Origin of the sequence: Aquibacillus kalidii (assembly GCF_014280935.1) — a bacterium.
GTDB classification, from domain to species: Bacteria; Bacillota; Bacilli; order Bacillales; family Amphibacillaceae; genus Aquibacillus_D; species Aquibacillus_D kalidii.
This window is the reverse complement of sequence record NZ_JACLZI010000044.1, coordinates 23,588-40,837: the sequence shown is the minus strand read 5'-3', so window position 1 is coordinate 40,837 and position 17,250 is coordinate 23,588. Positions and strand designations below refer to the sequence as shown.

The window sequence follows — 17,250 nt, the reverse complement described above, 5'->3', positions numbered from 1 at the left end:
AAGGATGCTATAGTTGCTAGCTTTCCAATCGTTAAGTTTCCTAATCTTCTTTAGAGAGAAAGGGGCTTAATATTGGGGGATTTTGGAGATTCTAACAAAGTAATAAAAGAATTATTTAACGGAGCAATCCATTCCATTAAATCTGTTGTGCCATTGGAACATAGCTATGATGATCCTACTTTAGTTAATAACCAGCTAGCAGTTGAATATGGCGTTCTAATAGGTTTTAGTGGAAATATTAAAGGGCAATTGATTATTCGAGCAAATCCATCTTTATTTAATTCTATTGGAGAAGCGATGTATGGGATGACTTTGCCTGAAGAAATGTTAGATTCATTCTCAGGTGAACTTGGTAATATGTTAGCAGGCAGCTTGTCTACGCATTTAGCATCAAATAATATTCAAACAGATATTACTCACCCTACTTTAATTAAAGGGGAATCTACCCTATCTGGGTTCAGTAAAGCGCTGTTAGTTAACGTAAATTATAAAACTTTGGGCCAAATGAATATTGGACTATTGATTAATTAATAACTGTCAACCATTACATAGGTTGAATAATCTACAATATCTAGTGAAAAAGTGTAAACATTTGTAGATATTTGTCGATATGATAAGTAGTTCAAATAATATTGATTGAATGAATATGAGGAGGCCCTAAATTGACATCGACGAAAGAACTTAACGTTAATACGGTGATAAAAGAAATTTATAACGGCACTATCCAAGCGTTAAAAACGGTAGTACCTATAGAAGCACAAATAGGATCACCCAATCTTGTTGAACCGCCACTTGAAGTTAAATTTGGTGTATTGATTGGATTTACTGGTGATATTAAAGGAGAACTAATAATCAAAGGTGATGATAAATTATTTAGTTCGATTGGTGAAGCGATGTTCGGTATGGCTTTATCAGACGAAATGCTAGAGTCTTTCTCTGGGGAGTTAGGGAATATGTTAGCAGGAAGTCTTTCAACACAAATTGCACAAAATAATATCACAACAGATATTACACATCCGACCGTTTTAACAGGTAATGCCAAATTGTCAGGGTTTAAAAGGGCACTAGTAGTAAAAGCTACTTACCCTAATATTGGTGACTTGGACGTCTGTCTGCTAATCAAGCAATAATATCACGTAGAATAGGAGATCATGTAATGGATCATTTTTCTAAGACGATTATTTTTAAACTAAACACTCAAGAATACGGTGCTAATATTGAGCAGATTCGTTCTATAGAAAGGCTTCAAGAAATTGTAGAGATGCCTAGAACATCTGACTTTATTAAAGGAATTATTAATATGAGAGGACAGATTACTCCAATCATCGATCTTAAGACACGCTTAGGTCTGGGAGAGACTGTTCATACAGAAAATACGAGAATATTAATTGCTAGTATTGATGATATTCAAGTAGGATTAATTGTAGATGCTGCAACTGATGTTATTGACATTGATTCGTCGGTAATTGATGAAGCACCTCAATCTGTAAATGGTGTAGATTCTAAATACTTAAAAGGCGTTGCAAAATTAGAAGAGAGATTGTTACTTATTCTCAATTTAGAGCAAGTTCTTAGTAATCAAGAGATCTCACAGGTTAAAGAAGTAGTTAATGATTAGAAGGTAAATTTTGGAGGTAATAGAATGGCTAGAATTTTAGTTACAGATGATGCTGCTTTTATGCGTATGCAACTAAAAAATATTTTCACTACTTTAGGACATGAAGTTGTTGGAGAAGCGGAAAATGGGCAAGTTTCTGCTCAGCTTTACAAAGAATTAAAGCCTGATTTGGTATCAATGGATATAACGATGCCTGAAATGAACGGTGTTGAAGCTGTAAAAGAAATAAAAAGTTTCGATCCAAATGCGACGATCGTAATGTGTTCAGCTATGGGGCAGCAACAAATGGTTGTCGAAGCAATAAAAGCAGGAGCGAAAGACTTTATTGTAAAACCATTTACGGAAGAAAGAGTGAAGGAAGCATTAGCAAAAGTGCTCTAAGGTAAGGGGGAAAGGGGAGCAATAGAATGCTCTCCTTTTTTTCAACTATGTTGTTTGTTTGTGAAGAGACTTTATTCTTATTTTTTCTAAATAAGGTAAAAATAAGGAAATAAGTACGCCACTAAGAAGAGCATTTATTATCGTTCCAATGCCAATTGCACCACTAAAAAAGAAGGCTAAGATAACTAGAATTAAACTTATTAACGCGCGTGAATACGTTACACTCCAACCAGTGAACTTAGAAATAACTTGCATAGATCTGTCCATGGGATTTGGTGCGATAGAGGACTGTAGATAAGTTGCAACTCCAATTCCAGTAAATATAATACCAAGCAATAAGCAACTATATTGAGGGAGTATGTTTGTTGGTTCTAAAAAGTTGCGCAATAAAAAGAGCCATGTATCGATACCGAATCCGGTAATAAGTGAGGTTAATAGTGCGATATATTCAGGAGGTCTTTTCTCTGCTAATGCATTACATAAAATCATTGTTAATCCGACTACAACCTCCCAGCTCCCAATAGTGAGCCCAAACGTTCTGTATAGACCAACAAGTAGTGCATCAAACGGAGAGGCCCCTAATTTTGATAGGATCGTTAAGGCTATTCCAAGTGTCAATAAAATAATTCCGATAATATAAAAATGAAAACCTTTACTCGTATTTCTCAAGATGTTCACGCCCTAGTTTGTTATTTTGCTAGAATCACTGTTAATTATGTTATCAAACTAACACATAAAAGAAAATAGTTAGCGTTCCTTGCTCTAAATTTGTTTTTGGATTAAGGAAAAGGTGCTATGTATCTATGGATAGGAGAGAAAGAAATGGGATTGAAAATAAATGCAATGATTGGTTTTGCTGCAGTCATTATCTTGAATTGCCTTAGTGTTTTAGCTACTTTATTCATGCTTCCGACTGAAAATAATATACCACTTTTAACGTGGGTTATTCCTGGGGTATCTATACTTGTCAGTGTTGGTATAGCTTTCTTCTTCATAAGAAAAATAGGTAATCAACTGCAAAATCTAACAATACGAGTTAGAGAGGTATCTAGTGATGATACTAGTGTAATGACAGAATCAAAAGTGAATTTTAAAGAGTTTGTTGAAATAGATCAATTTATCACTTCTTATGAAGCGCGTAAAACACGAATGAAGACTTTTTTAACTTCAATTACAGAACATATTAAAAACCAAAGTAGTGATTTACAAGAAACAACAGATCGTTTAGAATCTGGAAGTAATCAAATAGTTAACACGATGGGAGAAATATCTAGCGGTGCAGATCAACAAGCAGATGCCGCCTCCTCATTAACGGAAATAATGCAAGATTTCACAGACACAATCATGAAAGTTGTTATGAATGGTGAAAACATCAAAGAGGAATCTAAATCGATGTTGTCTATAACGGAAGAAGGCACACGTTTGATGAATCAGTCTGTAGATAAGATGCAAATTATTGATACTACGATAAAAGAGTCATTAGAAAAAGTACAAGGCCTTGATCATATGACAGTCAAAATTACTCAACTTGTAACGGTTATCCAGGAAATTGCAGAACAGACAAACCTTTTAGCGTTGAATGCTGCTATTGAGGCTGCTAGGGCAGGGGAGCAAGGTCGTGGATTTGCTGTTGTCGCTGATGAAGTTAGAAAACTAGCTGAGCAGGTTAGTAAGTCAATTACGGATATTACTAGTACGGCAAACGGGATTCAAAGTGAATCTAAGGTAGCAGTCAAAGCGTTAGAACAAGGTTATGTAGCGGTAACAGAAGGTTCAAATCAAGTGGCAACAACTGGAGACACTTTTAATCAACTAAACAAGATTATCCATAACATTGGGAAAGAGATTGAGACAGTATCCAACTCCCTATACGGTGTTTTAGATAATACAAAAACAATAAATGACTCGATAACAAATATAGCTTCGGTAACACAAGAGTCTGCTGCTGGGATCGAAGAAGTTGCTACTACTTCAGAACAATTGCGTAATTTTGTGGATGAAATTAGAAGCGGACAAGATAAATTACAAGAAACTATTAGCCAACTAAAAGTATAAGGTTAAAAAAAGTAGAGTAGAGTGGTGCTCTACTTTTTTGTTATAAATTACGTTAAAAACAAAAGTACATACGATAAAGAGTCATTATGTAAAAGATCCATATCCGAAAAAAGTAAATAGCTCTTATTGGAATAATAAGGAAAGGTTTTGTATGATTTAAATAAAAGAGAAAATGGAGTGATGGATAATGTCTGATTTATTTAAAACTTTTATAAAGACTGAACGTCAGCAACGATTGTTTGAGAAGGTTGCTTATTTAGTACCTAAAATAAAAGAAAGAGTGAAACAAGCAGAGCAGACGGCGACATTTTCTATCGATAACTTAGCAGATCTGAAGTCTGAAGGATATGTCTCCTTAACACTTCCAAAAGAGTATGGTGGGGAGGATTTAAGCTTATATGAATTCCTTTTGTTACAAGAGAAGCTAGCAGAAGGAGATGGAGCAACAGCACTATCAATTGGGTGGCATATGGGTGTTATGATGGAATTAAGTGAACAAACACTTTGGAGTAAGGAAAAGTTTGAATGGATAGCTAAGGAAGTAGGCGAGTATAAAAAAGTTGTGAATCGGGCTGCCACTGAGCCTGCTACTGGAAGTCCAACTAGAGGTGGGATACCAGAAACTCGTGCGGTCCGAGAGGGAAATAACTACATAATAAATGGTAGAAAATCATTTACCACAATGGCGAGTGTGCTTGATTATTATATTGTTACGGCTTTTATAGAAGACAAGGATGCAGTAGGGTCTTTCCTAATTAAAAGTGATCAACCAGGGATCGAGGTCGAGCATACTTGGGATACACTAGGTATGAGGGGAACTGGAAGTGATGATCTAGTTTTAAATGATGTTGAATTAAGTGAAGACATGTTGGTTGAAATCAATGAGACAAAAGGGAAGAGACCGTCACCAAAAGGGTGGCTGCTTCATATTCCGGCTTGTTACTTAGGAATTGCTATAGCAGCTAGGAATGAGGCAATTAAGTTTGCTAAAAGTTTTCAACCAAATAGTTTAAAAACCACTATATCTGAGGTGCCACATATAAAACAGAAAATAGGAGAAATGGATTTAAAATTAATGCAAGCCCGTTATTTCATGTATGGAATAGCTGAAAAATGGGATAAATATCCCGAAGAGAGGGACAACTTAGGTATCGAATTAGCAGCAGTCAAGACGGTTGCAACCAATATAGCAAATGAGGTAGTGGATCTTTCTATGCGAATTGTAGGTGGAAGGGGATTATCAAAAACGATGCCATTTGAACAGTACTACCGCGATGTTAGAGCTGGATTACATAACCCACCTATGGATGATATGGTTATTCAATTGTTAGCTGGAAATGCATTGCGCGATTAAACATAAAAGGTAAAAAAACTTCAATCAAAATGATTGGAGTTTTCTTGTCTTAATTATCCTTTTTTGGGTAACCCTAAAACATAAATATGGTTTAGTTAAATAGGTGATAAAATGAGTGTAAAAGCTATGTTATTTTTAATCGTTATACTTAGTAGTGGCTTAGGCTGTTTGTTTATCATTAAATTAGATTGGAAGCGTTATGGATTCATCTTTTTAGTTAGTGCAGTGTCAGGTAATTTATTATGTTACTTTTTAACTTATATAGGATTTTACACATTTCCAAACAATTTGCTACACAATGGTTTATTAATTCCATACGGATTAGTATCTACCGTTTTTCCGTTTATTGCATTGTTTGGAATAAGATATAGTCCTAAAAAATGGGTGTGGAAGATCCCATTTTATTGGGGGATAATTCATTTAGGCGTATTTGCTGAGGTGATTTTAAAGCGTACGAGTATTTTTAGATTCGAGCCAGAATGGGATCTATGGGATAGCTATACATTATGGTGGATAAATTTTCTACTTTTAGAGACATTAGGTGGGAAAGTTGTACCGGATAGCGCAAGAAACCCAATTAGTTCAGATGCTTTTAGATATGGTGGATGGGCTTGGATTATCTTTCATCTCATTGTAATCACCACTATTTTTCTTGCTGGAATTTATGTTGGTGTGACTGTTATTAAGTAGTAGAGATAAAAAAGTTATTTACTCTATATAGAGAATCGAACCCATAAATAATAACGTATGATGAATCCTGTGTCTCGATGAGATGACAGGATTTTTTAGTTTTTAAGGAGGGATAGAAGCTCAAATAATGCTGCAGGGCATCCTAACTATTTGTACTATCTAACCATAAAGAGTGTTGTATTAGATACTACAGTTATAGAAAAGCGTAGTTCGACTAGGAAAAGAGGGGGGAGTTTTAAGTATCTACATATTAATTGGATTTTAGGTAAAGTAGACTTGTTGTATTATAGGAGTTACATAACGTTTGATCTTAAGTGTTATATAAAAAGTCGATCTCACGTATGATGAAATGGAAGGTAAATTTACAAAAGGTAGGGAAAATTCATGCAAATTGTAGCTCCGAAACAGTTATACTCGTATGCCAAAATGATAGAAGATATATGTAACTTAGAAAAACAATATTCCTCTGTTCTTTCAACAAAAAAAATAGGGGAGTCCGTTGAGGGGAAGAAAATAGTTGCCATTAAACTCGGTCATGGAGAGACAGAGATATTTATTAATGCTGCACACCATGCTAGGGAGTGGTTAACCACTTCATTAGTCATGCACATGGTAGACACATATTGTCAAGGCTACGCAAATGATGATCTTATTGGTATTTTTCCTGTTCGAGACATTTTATCAAAAACTTCTATTTGGTTTGTACCAATGGTTAATCCGGACGGTGTTTCACTCGTACAATATGGGGTTGAAGGAATAGAAAATTGTACTGATGTTATAGCTTTAAATAATAATCAGAAAAGTTTCTCCTCATGGAAAGCTAATATAAATGGTGTTGATTTGAACCGCCAATACCCTGCAGGTTGGGAAACGATAGATGACCAAATTGGTAAACCAGCCCCTTCTATGTATAAAGGACCGTCTCCTCTGAGTGAACCAGAAACAAAGGCAATTTATGATTTTACTTTAGAACATGATTTTAAAACAGCTGTTTCCTATCATTCATCTGGGGAGGAAATTTTTTGGAAATATAAGAGTAGTGGAGCACTCCTAAATCGATCCAAGAAAATAGCTACTATGATAAAAGAAAAAACAGGGTATCAGCTTATTTATCCTAGTCCAAATCCTAGTGGTGGTGGATTTACGGATTGGTTTTTGGATTCTTTAGGAAAACCAGCCTTCACTTTAGAAATCTCACCGCTAGTCGGGCCAAGACCAGTACCATTGGAAAACTATGATAAAATATGGAATGATAATAAAGAATTAGGATTGATGTTAGCATTAGAAGCATTTTTAAATAAAGATAATAGGTAGCCTATGCATGCTTTTTAAGTAAACGATTACTAGTTATTTCGTGGTACTCCTGAATCAGTTTTTTTAAGTGGCTATCCCAACCATTGAGGCTTGCATATTTTACCCCAGCTCTAGACATAGCATTTCGCTTTTGTTCTTGATGAAGTAGATGAGTAATATGTTGGACATATTCTTCAATCGTACCAGACTTGCATAAAACGCCAGTTTCGGAATCTTTAATAATATTACGAACCCCTCCTGCGTTTGCACATAGCGCAGGAGTTCCGCATGCTAAGGCTTCTAGTACTACATTTCCAAATGTTTCAGTGGAGGAAGGAAAAACAAATAAATCAGAAGCTGTATAAACCTCTGCCAATGACTCTTTGTGTAAGTAACCAGTGAAAGTAGCATTTTTTGGGGCATTATCGATCAATTCTTGCTTGGAAGGTCCATCCCCCACTATGAGCCATCGAACCTGCTCAGATAACTCTTTTGGTAGGCTATGCATGATTTCTTGAAGTTTAAATATATCTTTCTCCGGTGCAAGACGTCCAACGTAACTCAATATATATTTTTCTTTGATATGATATTTTTCACGAATCGCTAACGTGGAATAATTAGGATTGAAAATGGAAGTGTCAACTCCACGACTCCAAATACTCAGGTTTTGAAAACCTTTTGATTTTAGTTTTTCTAATGTATCTTTAGATGGTACAAATATTTTTTCCATCGAACGATGAAACCATTTCATATATCTCCATAAAGTTTTAGAAAGAAATGGAAGGTTATAATACGACAAATATTGATCAAAATCAGTATGATAAGAACCAACCAATGGAATGTTGAATTTGTTTGCGTAATGGATACCGCATAATCCTATATTAAAGGGTGTAGCGACATGGATAATGTCTGGCTTAAATTCCTTTAATTCTGCGCTTATTTGCAAAAGGTTTGGTATAGAAAACCTACACTCTGGATACAAGATGAATGGCAAACTTGATAGTTGGTTAATATTTTCTGAATCCATTTGTTGTCTAAAGTGTTTTGGGGCAAATACGCGGTATTGATGATTATTTGCTTGCAGGTATTCTGTAAGACGCTTCAAAGTTTTTGCCACACCATTAATATCCGGGGAAAAAGTATCTGTAAAGATAGCAACGTTCATTTTCCACACTCCTTAAGAACCGTATTTACTAAATTGTATGGAAAATAGTTGTTAAGAAAAACCGTAAGAAATTAAATATATGTAAATTTTACATGGTTTAGGAATGAAGGGGCATCCCACCCCTTCTTATTTTTTATCACTTTTGTCTTTTAGGTTAATTACATCAGAATCATATTCTTCCTCACCAAACTCAGTTACAAAATCTCCAGAAAATTGTTTATCTCTGTTAATGTATACATCTTCATCTTTGTGAAAAACCTTACTGTTCATATACAAGTGGAATACAGCTTCAGAACAGCTTATTAAAATTGCCGAAAATAACGAAGCGGACATTATCCCATATTCTTCAGCAAAGAACACGGAACTTAACAGCCATATAGATAGAAACGCTAAACCTAAATCAGCAATTGATGCAATCAAATTGCCGAATCGAGGTAAAATAAATAGATCACCTAAAACATAAGCGACACCAGTTACGAGAAGGCTGATAACAAAAATGTTACCTATAGTAGCGGTATAAAAACCTGCTAAAATAGAGTAAAGCACAATACTTATAACAATAAATTTAATCCCAATAGCTTTAAGATGGTTCATATCTCAAACCTCCTTCCAAGAAGATATAATTATTGTTTGCTATCCCAATAAAAATAAATCGTAATCAAGCCGGTAAAAAATACAAGTTAATTGGAAATGATTTTTAGTCGATTATGGGCGATTGATAGTATGGGGTAGTAACTTTAAGTAATTTGTAGAAATAATAAGGAAAAAATAAATGATTCACGCTTACATCGGATTTCTGTAATAGGTGCAACTATGATATTATTCTATTTGTTAAAAACGGTCCGGCTTTCATGAGAGTGGAAAGCCAAGAGTTAATAAATGAGAAGAGGAAGAGGTGTAGAATTGAATTTATCTACAATAAAACAGAATTGGTTTAGTAATATTCGTGGGGATATCTTGGCAGGTGCCGTAGTTGCGCTTGCTTTAATACCAGAGGCTATTGCATTCTCCATTATCGCTGGTGTGGATCCAATGGTTGGTCTTTACGCATCCTTTTGTATTGCCGTCGTGATTGCCTTTACAGGTGGTAGACCGGGAATGATTTCTGCTGCTACAGGGGCTATGGCATTAGTGATGGGGTCATTAGTTGCAGATCATGGTTTAGAATACTTGTTAGCAGCAACTATTCTTACCGGCGTTATCCAAATAATAATGGGTATTTTCAAACTTGCTAAATACATGAAATTTGTGCCACGTTCTGTCATGATTGGCTTTGTTAATGCGTTAGCAATTTTAATTTTTACTTCTCAATTGGAACACTTTGTTGGAGAATCATGGCAAATGTACGCAATGGTTGCAGGGGCTTTGGCTATCATTTATATTTTTCCGTTATTTACGAAAGCTGTTCCATCTCCATTAATAGCAATAATTGCTATCACTGCAGTAGCAGTATTTACTAGTAGTGGTGTTAGAACAGTCGGAGATATGGGAGAATTGACTCAAGCATTACCAGTATTTCTCTTGCCTGATATCCCACTTAATTTTGAGACGTTAAGCATCATATTCCCATATGCAATAGCACTTTCCGTTGTTGGGTTATTGGAATCCTTTTTAACAGCACAGATTGTTGATGATATGACTGATACAGAAAGTAATAAAAATAGAGAAGCAAAGGGTCAAGGAATTGCCAACATTGTAGCTGGATTTTTTGGAGGAATGGCTGGTTGTGCCATGATTGGACAGTCTGTTATCAATGTTAAGTCAGGTGGTAGAACTCGCCTATCAACTCTCGTTGCGGGTGTATTCTTGATGCTGCTTATTCTCGTGTTTAATGATATTCTCATTCAAATTCCGATGGCAGCTCTTGTTGGAGTTATGATCATGGTTTCAATTGGAACCTTTGACTGGAGCTCCTTAAGATCTTTACATCTAATGCCTAGAACGGATGCTTTAGTAATGATTGTTACAGTTGGAACAGTAGTCTATACACATAATCTGTCTATTGGTGTTTTAACCGGTGTACTCTTAAGTGCCATTTTCTTCGCGGCTAAAATATCAAAAGTTTATGTAAAGGCGATAACGGTTGAAGGTAGTGCGAAAAAGGTTTATAAGATAACTGGACAATTATTTTTTGCTTCTGTTACTGAATTGGTAGAGCAATTTGATTTTAAAGAAAAATTAGAACAAGTGGAGTTGGACTTTACAAATGCACATATTTGGGATGATTCTGCAGTAGGTGCAATTGATAAGATTGTCTTAAAATATCAAGAAAATGGAACGAAGGTAACCGTGTACGGTTTAAATAAAGAAAGTTCTTTGCTTGTTGAAAAACGTGCTGTTTACAATAAAGCAGATGCAAAAATAGCGAATCATTAGTAGTAAAAAGGACCACATGTGATGAATGTGGTCCTTTTAGTTGTTTTAGAAAGATTATTTAGAACAATTTTATTTAGAAAGAAAAGAAATTTGTGTGAATTTAGTGAACGCTTACATATTTTCGTTCAGCAATGGAAGTTGCTCTGATATAATGAAAGAAAGCTATTAAGAGTAAGGAGACTGATTTATGTTTCATAAAATATTATTAGCCTCAGATGGATCGGAACATGCCATACGAGCAGCAGAGAAAGCACTTACCTTAGCTGATAATAATCCAAAAGCTATTATTGAAATAGTATATGTAGTGGATGGAGCAACATCAAAAGCTGATATCCTCCATAATTGGAATTCAGTCGATGTTGATCATATGAGAAAAGAAAAGCTTATGATTACGGAACATAAAATGAAGCGCCATCATGTAAATTATAAAATAACTATTTTACATGGGGAACCTGGGCCCTCAATTGTGAAATATGCTAATGACAATAAAGTAGATATTTGTGTAATTGGAAGTAGAGGACTTAATTCTCTCCAAGAAATGGTGTTAGGCAGTGTCAGTCACAAGGTTGCAAAGCGAGCACACTGTCCAGTAATGATAGTAAAATAAAATTTGTTGCTTTGGACATAAAATAAATAGAAAGCGAAGTAACTTATTAGGTGCCGCTACGGAAATTCACTACGCTTCTGTGGGAAAGCGAAGACGTTGAGACCCCACAGGGAGCGAGGGGGCTACTTGAGTAACCATCTTTTCTCCCTTGCACCGAGGAAGCCTGCTTCGAAGTGTTACTAGAAGACGCAGGTGCACGCACTTTTGCGACCGGGGAGGCTCAAGCTCCGCCCACAAGAAATGCTTCGTAGCATAGTCATCGCACGAAGAAAATCGGGCTGTATTTTCGAGGAGTCTACGTGAATTTCCTCCGATCTCTGTTTATGTAGTATTTGCAATTAAGAAAACGAAATCTGACTCTCTTTAGTAGTGGAACGGAAAGGAACGTCAATATTTACACTATGACGCATTTTATCTTAAAGATGATATTAGATAGTGACATAAGTTTTTTATGGAACAAATAAATGTTAAACAAAACAAGCCTATCGATTAACGATTGGCTTGTTTTGTTTGGTTACTTTTAAACACAAAGAATTTCATAAATAGAAAGCTAGCGGACGATGAAAGAAGCATTGCTAGCCCTTTGGCGATATTTTGTATTAACAGAGTTGGGAGCTGCAGAATACTCTGGGATTTCATTACGTCAACAGCGCCTATAAATACGAGGTTACTAATAATTAGTGCAACGGCCGCCTGCAATATAAAAAAGAGTATCTCCTTAGAATCCATGTTGGCATGGTGACTAAACGTGTACTTCGTATTCCAAATATAACTGTTAATTATGGTCAGAATGTAAGCTATTGTATTGAAAAGTATTAAAGTTGTACGATGATCTGTTGGCCAGATAAACAACAGAATATTTAGCGAGACGATATCGACTACGGCATTACTTAAGCCAATAAATCCAAACTGAAGTAGTTGAATTTTGAATTTTTTTGTCATTTTTTCACTCCGTTTTCAAGACGCTTCTCAAGGGTGATTTGCTAATTTACTAACAGTTAGTTATATGTATATTATGTTTGAAACATTCAAAATTAGGATACACATTAGTATAGATAATTACAAATCATCCATAGGGAGGGAGTTATAATTATCACAAAATTAAGAGACGATCTCAAAGGACTTCAACAAGTAAAGTTGGACAAGCCAAATAGTGTATTAAGTATTTATTTAAACACAAATCCAGCAAATCAAGATTCACAAGCAGGTGGTTGGAAAATCCAATTAAAGAACGGACTAAATAGTTTTGAGAATTATTTAAAACAGAGTAATGATGTTAAGGAATTGAAGAACTTTAAAAAAGTTAGAGATAAGGTAGAAACCTATATCAATAAAAACAAATTAAACTTTAAGAAGAGTCTAGTTATCTTTGCATCTACGGACGGATCAGTATGGTTTACTAAACATCTTGAGATGGATGTGAAGACAGAACTGTTCTGGCAAGAAAATGTTGTAACGGATCAACTTTATCAATTACACTTACGCTTTCCTAGGACAGGGATAATGTTACTACAACAAAATCAAGCGAAGATAATTGATGCAGAGTTAAGAACTATCCTAGATACAAACTTTTTAGTGTATGATCAGGAAAGTGACGATTGGGTAGAGGTTACTGAAAATAACCAATCAGATGGACAAGCTGATTCAGAAATAGTTACGGAGAAGACAAGAGTTTACAAGAGGTTGGCAGAAAAGCTTGATGATATTATCGTAGGAAGTAACTGGGAAAATATTATTGTAGTAGGTGAAAAGGAGGAAGTTCATGAAATAACTCAACAAATGGATCAACATGTGGATAGAATCGAACACTTAAATTTATTAGACCATAAAGAAGCTAAAATAATTGAAAAATTAGTTGCTTAAAAATGTTAGTCACCGTATTTAATAGAGATACGGTGGCTTTTATAATAGTATAATGATACACCAAACTATTAACATGCTTAAAAATATAGAGGATATTACATACAAAGTAGCTTTTTTATATTGTCCATCGATGACCATAGACAACGTTTCTACACCAAATGTTGAGAAAGTTGTAAAGGAACCACAGAAGCCAACTCCTAGCAATGCCCAAAGTTGACTTGAGATTTGCTCATTACCTAAGAAAACGAGCATTAAGCCTAACAGTATGGAACCCAAAATATTAGCAATCCATGTTCCATAGGGCTTATAATTTTGTGGTTGATTGAATTTTACCCCCATGAGGTATCTTGTTATGGCACCAAAAAAGCCTCCAAGCGAAACTAAGATTAAATTCATAAGGCTCTGTCACCTCTTATTGCTAAACTATACCCAAATAAACAACAAAGGAATCCACCTGTTAGTTGAAGAAAAAAATAAATCAATCCTAATAAAGGCTTACTAGTAAGTAATGTTATGGACTCAACAGTAAAAGTAGAAAAGGTAGTAAAACTCCCTATAAAGCCAGTATTTATAAGTAGTAATAGGTGTGTTGGTATTTTGGATTTTAATCTAGGGTTAAATGTTAAATAGGTAAGTAAAAAACATCCTAACCAATTTACTAGTATGGTTGCGACGGGAAGATCACCAACGTCGAATAGCAGTGCTAACCCATAACGGCTGCTGGAACCTAGTACTCCACCTAATCCGACTAGTAAAATCGGCAACATTCGTGAAACTGTTATTGACATTCTGGGCAGCGTCCGTAGATTTCAAATTTGTGATCTTCTATCTCAAAATTACTTAATTCAGAATTAATTACATCCATAGGACAATGACGAATTTCTTTCGTGATTCCACATTCTTTACAAATAAAATGATGGTGATGGTGGTGGTCACATTTCATACGGAAATGTTTCTCGCCATTCAGTTCTGTAGCCTCTAATATCCCAAGTTCATTGTATAAGTGTAAATTGCGATAAATAGTATCGAAGCTTATTCCATTATAATTAGGCTCCATATATTGTAGTAAATCTTTAGCAGTTCGGTAACGATTTTCTTTTGAAAAAAAATCAATAATATCTTTACGTTTCCCGGTATATTTATAGCCATTATCTTTTAATACTTCTAACGCCTCTTGGACATTCATTGGATCACCTTCTTTTCAGCATAAGATACATGTAATCTTTTAAATGCAATAACTAAAAGTAATATTAGTATAGATGTAAGAACTATAGTACCTCCAGGTGGTATTTCTAAGTAATATCCTGATACTAATCCTATAATAACAGAAATTTCGCCAAAAATAATAGAGAGAATGATAGTTTGTTTAAACCCTTTTGCTATTCTAATACTTGCAGCTACAGGAAGGGTCATTAGTGCAGATACCAATAACACTCCTACAATGCGAATAGAAGCAGCAATTACTAATGCCGTTAATAAAATAAATAAAAAATGAATCCGTTTTGCATGAATACCGGTAACAACAGCATGTTCTTCATCAAAGGATAAAGTGAATAGTTCTTTATAAAATAAAGTCAAAATGACAATAACCACTATCGATATAGCTAATATACTGTACAAATCGTTTCTGCTAACAGCCGAAACGGAACCAAATAAATAGTTATATAAATCGGTGTTAAAACCATTGGCTAAAGAAATAAAAATAACACTTAGGCCAACACCGCCAGACAAAATGATAGGAATAGCTAATTCCTGATATGCTTTATATACACTCCTTAACTTTTCAATGAAAATGGAGCCAATTACTGAGAACCCCATCCCGGTATAAAATGGCGTAAGGAAACCAATTGTATATTTCTTTTCAAGTAGTAAACCAAAGGCAATCCCAGCTAACGTAACGTGAGACAATGCATCAGCTATAAGAGAAAGTCTCCTAACAACGATAAACGTTCCTAGTAATGGTGCAATGATTCCGACTAACAGACCGGTAAAAAAGGTATTTCGTAAAAATTCGTATTCAAATAAATTTTCAATCATAGTGTTTCCTCCAGATTTAGGAAGTTCAAACAGAGGACCGCATGAACTACTTTAGTGATTGTGTGTAACAACATTTAAAGGGTGACCATAAATGTTAGATAACTCCCTGTCAGACAGGTTAGTGAATTCAGTTGGCTTCCCATGGAAATGTAGTGTTTTATTCAAACATACAATATCGGTTGCGTGATGTGTCATTGTTCCTGTGTCATGTGTCACTAATAGAAGTGAAATATTTTGTTTTTCATTCAGATTATGTAAGAGGTCATAAAACTTCCTTACATTTTCTGTGTCGACGCCAACAGTTGGCTCATCGAGAATAAGTAATTCTGGATTACTTACTAGGGAACGGGCTATAAATACACGTTGTTGCTGACCTCCTGAAAGATCACCAATATTTTGGTGAAGGTAATCTAGCATTCCTACTTGATTAACCGCTGTTTCTATTTGTCGTCTATCTGCTTTTGATAAAAATTTAAAGTAACCGACTTTTGCAGTTAGACCCATGGATACAACTTCATAAACTGTTGCAGGAAACCCTTTGTTAAAGGAATTTGCTTTTTGTGATACGAAGCCGATTTTGTTCCAATCTTTAAATTTATTTATTTTTGTACCAAATAATTCAATGGATCCTTTTTGATTTTTTGCTAAACCAAGTAGGAGTTTAATTAGGGTAGTTTTACCACCACCATTTGGTCCTACTAGACCTATAAAGGCCCCTTTTTTTATTTCAAAATTAATATCTATTAAAGCTTTTGTGGTCTCGTAGGAATAGCTAACGTTTTTCATTGAGACAAGTGACTCTGACATATAATCAACTCCTATTTTTTAACCTTTAGTTTGTTGCTTGGTCTAGTACTTTAATGTTTTGTTTCATAAGTGACAGATAATCTTGTTCGTTTTTTATATCTTCGTCGGTCAGGACAGACAGGTTATGGATTATCAAAGTTGAGGCACCAATTTCATCTTGTAATTTTTTTGATACAGAATTTGAAACGTTCTGTTCGAAAATCATATAGTGTAAATTCATGTTTTTAGCTGTTTCTATGATATGAATTAAATCCTTTTGGGATGGTTCACTGTTCGATGAAACACCATTTACTGCTATTTGTTCTATACCATATCGATCCTCCCAATAACCGAGAGAAGCATGAGAAACAAGTAATTCTTTATGTTCCTTTTCTGCAAGTACTTGTTTAAATTTTTCATCTAGCATCTTTAAATCTGCAACTAAAAGCTTGTAGTTATTATCGATTTTTTGCGATTGGACCGGTATCAACTCTTTTAGTTCTTCCTTGATAAAAGAAGCTAACTTAATGGTTCTGATAGGGTCTAACCAGATGTGAGGGTCATGGTCTCCATGATGATGCTCATCATGGAGACCATGTGTATCTAACTCCAGACCATTTGTCTGGTGAAGCTCAAAAAGCTGTTCATGAACACCTAACTCAATTAAGTGCACGTCTTCCTGTTCTAAAGCTCCTGCAACAGTCTCTGTAAATGTCTCCAGATTTGATCCTAAGTAAAAGAAGGCATCTGCTTGTGATTGTCTCGTCATTTCTTTAGCAGTTGGTTCATAGGAATGAGGATCTGTCCCAGGAGGATAGACTGTTTCAACTTGGACGGAAGTGCCTGTTAATCTTTCTACTATATATTGAATCGGATAAATGGACGTATAGATGACAGGTTCATCGTCCGAATTATTACCGCTTTGATTGTTACAACCTACTGAAAGGGATAGAAGAAGTAGAATTAGTACTAAATATATCTGTCTCATAAATTCTCCTTTTCTTCTTATACTATCCAGAATTATT

At 35.0% G+C, this 17,250-nt stretch carries 21 protein-coding genes; 11 read left to right on the top strand and 10 right to left on the bottom strand.

All coding sequences use genetic code 11. The features are described from left to right. The first annotated feature begins 72 nt into the window (after positions 1-72). The 4 genes from H7K77_RS12585 to H7K77_RS12570 all read left to right on the top strand — a co-directional run bounded on the left by H7K77_RS12585 (position 73) and on the right by H7K77_RS12570 (position 1,999). On the top strand, positions 73-531 hold the full coding sequence (locus tag H7K77_RS12585; RefSeq protein ID WP_222599352.1) for a chemotaxis protein CheX: 459 nt from the start codon (positions 73-75) through the stop codon (positions 529-531). A 131-nt stretch (positions 532-662) separates the two neighbouring features. Next, positions 663-1,130, top strand: a complete 468-nt coding sequence (locus tag H7K77_RS12580) for a chemotaxis protein CheX (RefSeq protein ID WP_186578197.1) — start codon at positions 663-665, stop codon at positions 1,128-1,130. A gap of 26 nt (positions 1,131-1,156) precedes the next feature. After that, a complete protein-coding gene (locus H7K77_RS12575; protein ID WP_186578196.1) occupies positions 1,157-1,618 on the top strand; it encodes a chemotaxis protein CheW in 462 nt (153 codons plus the stop codon). 24 nt (positions 1,619-1,642) lie between these two features. Beyond that, positions 1,643-1,999, top strand: a complete 357-nt coding sequence (locus H7K77_RS12570) for a response regulator (protein WP_186578195.1) — start codon at positions 1,643-1,645, stop codon at positions 1,997-1,999. A gap of 45 nt (positions 2,000-2,044) precedes the next feature. Here H7K77_RS12570 and H7K77_RS12565 read toward each other — a convergent pair whose 3' ends face one another. Next, positions 2,045-2,677, bottom strand: a complete 633-nt coding sequence (locus H7K77_RS12565) for a YczE/YyaS/YitT family protein (RefSeq protein ID WP_328701109.1) — start codon at positions 2,675-2,677, stop codon at positions 2,045-2,047. Positions 2,678-2,821: 144 nt separating this feature from the next. Between H7K77_RS12565 and H7K77_RS12560 the strand changes: the two genes are divergently transcribed. The 4 genes from H7K77_RS12560 to H7K77_RS12545 all read left to right on the top strand — a co-directional run bounded on the left by H7K77_RS12560 (position 2,822) and on the right by H7K77_RS12545 (position 7,412). Next, positions 2,822-4,054: a methyl-accepting chemotaxis protein gene (locus H7K77_RS12560; RefSeq protein ID WP_186578194.1), complete on the top strand. Its 1,233-nt coding sequence runs from the start codon at positions 2,822-2,824 to the stop codon at positions 4,052-4,054. Positions 4,055-4,241: 187 nt separating this feature from the next. After that, complete coding sequence (locus tag H7K77_RS12555) at positions 4,242-5,408, top strand: acyl-CoA dehydrogenase family protein (protein WP_186578193.1); 1,167 nt, start codon at positions 4,242-4,244, stop codon at positions 5,406-5,408. 111 nt (positions 5,409-5,519) lie between these two features. Then, positions 5,520-6,098: a CBO0543 family protein gene (locus H7K77_RS12550; RefSeq protein ID WP_186578192.1), complete on the top strand. Its 579-nt coding sequence runs from the start codon at positions 5,520-5,522 to the stop codon at positions 6,096-6,098. A 384-nt stretch (positions 6,099-6,482) separates the two neighbouring features. Continuing rightward, positions 6,483-7,412: a M14 family metallopeptidase gene (locus H7K77_RS12545; protein ID WP_186578191.1), complete on the top strand. Its 930-nt coding sequence runs from the start codon at positions 6,483-6,485 to the stop codon at positions 7,410-7,412. 1 nt (position 7,413) lies between these two features. Here H7K77_RS12545 and H7K77_RS12540 read toward each other — a convergent pair whose 3' ends face one another. Together H7K77_RS12540 and H7K77_RS12535 are read right to left on the bottom strand one after the other, a co-directional pair. Continuing rightward, the gene (locus tag H7K77_RS12540) at positions 7,414-8,556 is read right to left on the bottom strand and encodes a glycosyltransferase family 4 protein (protein WP_186578190.1); all 1,143 of its coding nucleotides are present in this window, start codon (positions 8,554-8,556) and stop codon (positions 7,414-7,416) included. Between the two features lie 126 nt (positions 8,557-8,682). Next, the gene (locus tag H7K77_RS12535) at positions 8,683-9,150 is read right to left on the bottom strand and encodes a YndM family protein (RefSeq protein WP_186578189.1); all 468 of its coding nucleotides are present in this window, start codon (positions 9,148-9,150) and stop codon (positions 8,683-8,685) included. A 285-nt stretch (positions 9,151-9,435) separates the two neighbouring features. Here H7K77_RS12535 and H7K77_RS12530 point away from each other — a divergent pair, with 285 nt between their 5' ends. Both H7K77_RS12530 and H7K77_RS12525 read left to right on the top strand, forming a co-directional pair. Beyond that, complete coding sequence (locus tag H7K77_RS12530; RefSeq protein ID WP_407926434.1) at positions 9,436-10,932, top strand: SulP family inorganic anion transporter; 1,497 nt, start codon at positions 9,436-9,438, stop codon at positions 10,930-10,932. A 187-nt stretch (positions 10,933-11,119) separates the two neighbouring features. Then, positions 11,120-11,539 carry a universal stress protein gene (locus tag H7K77_RS12525; RefSeq protein WP_186578188.1) on the top strand — a complete coding sequence of 140 codons (420 nt, stop codon included), beginning with the start codon at positions 11,120-11,122 and terminating at the stop codon, positions 11,537-11,539. 489 nt (positions 11,540-12,028) lie between these two features. On the opposite strand, the gene H7K77_RS12520 is transcribed toward H7K77_RS12525, so the two are convergent. After that, positions 12,029-12,481 carry a GtrA family protein gene (locus H7K77_RS12520; RefSeq protein WP_186578187.1) on the bottom strand — a complete coding sequence of 151 codons (453 nt, stop codon included), beginning with the start codon at positions 12,479-12,481 and terminating at the stop codon, positions 12,029-12,031. A gap of 195 nt (positions 12,482-12,676) precedes the next feature. On the opposite strand from H7K77_RS12520, the gene H7K77_RS12515 reads away from it, so the two are divergent. After that, positions 12,677-13,402 carry a VLRF1 family aeRF1-type release factor gene (locus H7K77_RS12515; protein WP_186578186.1) on the top strand — a complete coding sequence of 242 codons (726 nt, stop codon included), beginning with the start codon at positions 12,677-12,679 and terminating at the stop codon, positions 13,400-13,402. 39 nt (positions 13,403-13,441) lie between these two features. On the opposite strand, the gene crcB is transcribed toward H7K77_RS12515, so the two are convergent. From crcB to H7K77_RS12485, 6 genes are read right to left on the bottom strand one after another with little or no spacing between them, the layout of a single operon-like run. After that, a complete protein-coding gene (gene crcB, locus H7K77_RS12510) occupies positions 13,442-13,798 on the bottom strand; it encodes a fluoride efflux transporter CrcB (protein WP_186578185.1) in 357 nt (118 codons plus the stop codon). Next, positions 13,795-14,190, bottom strand: coding sequence for a fluoride efflux transporter FluC (locus tag H7K77_RS12505; protein WP_186578184.1), 396 nt, complete (start codon positions 14,188-14,190; stop codon positions 13,795-13,797). The genes crcB and H7K77_RS12505 overlap by 4 nt, the downstream gene beginning before the upstream one ends. Beyond that, the gene (locus tag H7K77_RS12500) at positions 14,181-14,588 is read right to left on the bottom strand and encodes a Fur family transcriptional regulator (RefSeq protein ID WP_186578183.1); all 408 of its coding nucleotides are present in this window, start codon (positions 14,586-14,588) and stop codon (positions 14,181-14,183) included. Before H7K77_RS12500 ends, H7K77_RS12505 begins: the two co-directional genes overlap by 10 nt. After that, positions 14,585-15,439 carry a metal ABC transporter permease gene (locus tag H7K77_RS12495; protein ID WP_186578182.1) on the bottom strand — a complete coding sequence of 285 codons (855 nt, stop codon included), beginning with the start codon at positions 15,437-15,439 and terminating at the stop codon, positions 14,585-14,587. The genes H7K77_RS12500 and H7K77_RS12495 overlap by 4 nt, the downstream gene beginning before the upstream one ends. 51 nt (positions 15,440-15,490) lie before the next feature. Then, positions 15,491-16,246 carry a metal ABC transporter ATP-binding protein gene (locus H7K77_RS12490; RefSeq protein WP_186578181.1) on the bottom strand — a complete coding sequence of 252 codons (756 nt, stop codon included), beginning with the start codon at positions 16,244-16,246 and terminating at the stop codon, positions 15,491-15,493. A 25-nt stretch (positions 16,247-16,271) separates the two neighbouring features. Continuing rightward, positions 16,272-17,213, bottom strand: coding sequence for a metal ABC transporter solute-binding protein, Zn/Mn family (locus H7K77_RS12485; RefSeq protein WP_186578180.1), 942 nt, complete (start codon positions 17,211-17,213; stop codon positions 16,272-16,274). Positions 17,214-17,250: the final 37 nt, after the last annotated feature.

What these genes read in the sequence shown, in the direction of transcription:
- H7K77_RS12505 (WP_186578184.1), bottom strand. Translation starts at nt 14,190, where the DNA reads ATGTCAATAACAGTTTCACGAATGTTGCCGATTTTACTAGTCGGATTA.
- H7K77_RS12555 (WP_186578193.1), top strand. Translation starts at nt 4,242, where the DNA reads ATGTCTGATTTATTTAAAACTTTTATAAAGACTGAACGTCAGCAACGA.
- H7K77_RS12550 (WP_186578192.1), top strand. Translation starts at nt 5,520, where the DNA reads ATGAGTGTAAAAGCTATGTTATTTTTAATCGTTATACTTAGTAGTGGC.
- H7K77_RS12540 (WP_186578190.1), bottom strand. Translation starts at nt 8,556, where the DNA reads ATGAACGTTGCTATCTTTACAGATACTTTTTCCCCGGATATTAATGGT.
- H7K77_RS12525 (WP_186578188.1), top strand. Translation starts at nt 11,120, where the DNA reads ATGTTTCATAAAATATTATTAGCCTCAGATGGATCGGAACATGCCATA.
- H7K77_RS12530 (WP_407926434.1), top strand. Translation starts at nt 9,436, where the DNA reads ATGAGAAGAGGAAGAGGTGTAGAATTGAATTTATCTACAATAAAACAG.
- H7K77_RS12575 (WP_186578196.1), top strand. Translation starts at nt 1,157, where the DNA reads ATGGATCATTTTTCTAAGACGATTATTTTTAAACTAAACACTCAAGAA.
- crcB (WP_186578185.1), bottom strand. Translation starts at nt 13,798, where the DNA reads ATGAATTTAATCTTAGTTTCGCTTGGAGGCTTTTTTGGTGCCATAACA.
- H7K77_RS12500 (WP_186578183.1), bottom strand. Translation starts at nt 14,588, where the DNA reads ATGAATGTCCAAGAGGCGTTAGAAGTATTAAAAGATAATGGCTATAAA.
- H7K77_RS12570 (WP_186578195.1), top strand. Translation starts at nt 1,643, where the DNA reads ATGGCTAGAATTTTAGTTACAGATGATGCTGCTTTTATGCGTATGCAA.
- H7K77_RS12560 (WP_186578194.1), top strand. Translation starts at nt 2,822, where the DNA reads ATGGGATTGAAAATAAATGCAATGATTGGTTTTGCTGCAGTCATTATC.
- H7K77_RS12490 (WP_186578181.1), bottom strand. Translation starts at nt 16,246, where the DNA reads ATGTCAGAGTCACTTGTCTCAATGAAAAACGTTAGCTATTCCTACGAG.
- H7K77_RS12520 (WP_186578187.1), bottom strand. Translation starts at nt 12,481, where the DNA reads ATGACAAAAAAATTCAAAATTCAACTACTTCAGTTTGGATTTATTGGC.
- H7K77_RS12485 (WP_186578180.1), bottom strand. Translation starts at nt 17,213, where the DNA reads ATGAGACAGATATATTTAGTACTAATTCTACTTCTTCTATCCCTTTCA.
- H7K77_RS12535 (WP_186578189.1), bottom strand. Translation starts at nt 9,150, where the DNA reads ATGAACCATCTTAAAGCTATTGGGATTAAATTTATTGTTATAAGTATT.
- H7K77_RS12495 (WP_186578182.1), bottom strand. Translation starts at nt 15,439, where the DNA reads ATGATTGAAAATTTATTTGAATACGAATTTTTACGAAATACCTTTTTT.
- H7K77_RS12545 (WP_186578191.1), top strand. Translation starts at nt 6,483, where the DNA reads ATGCAAATTGTAGCTCCGAAACAGTTATACTCGTATGCCAAAATGATA.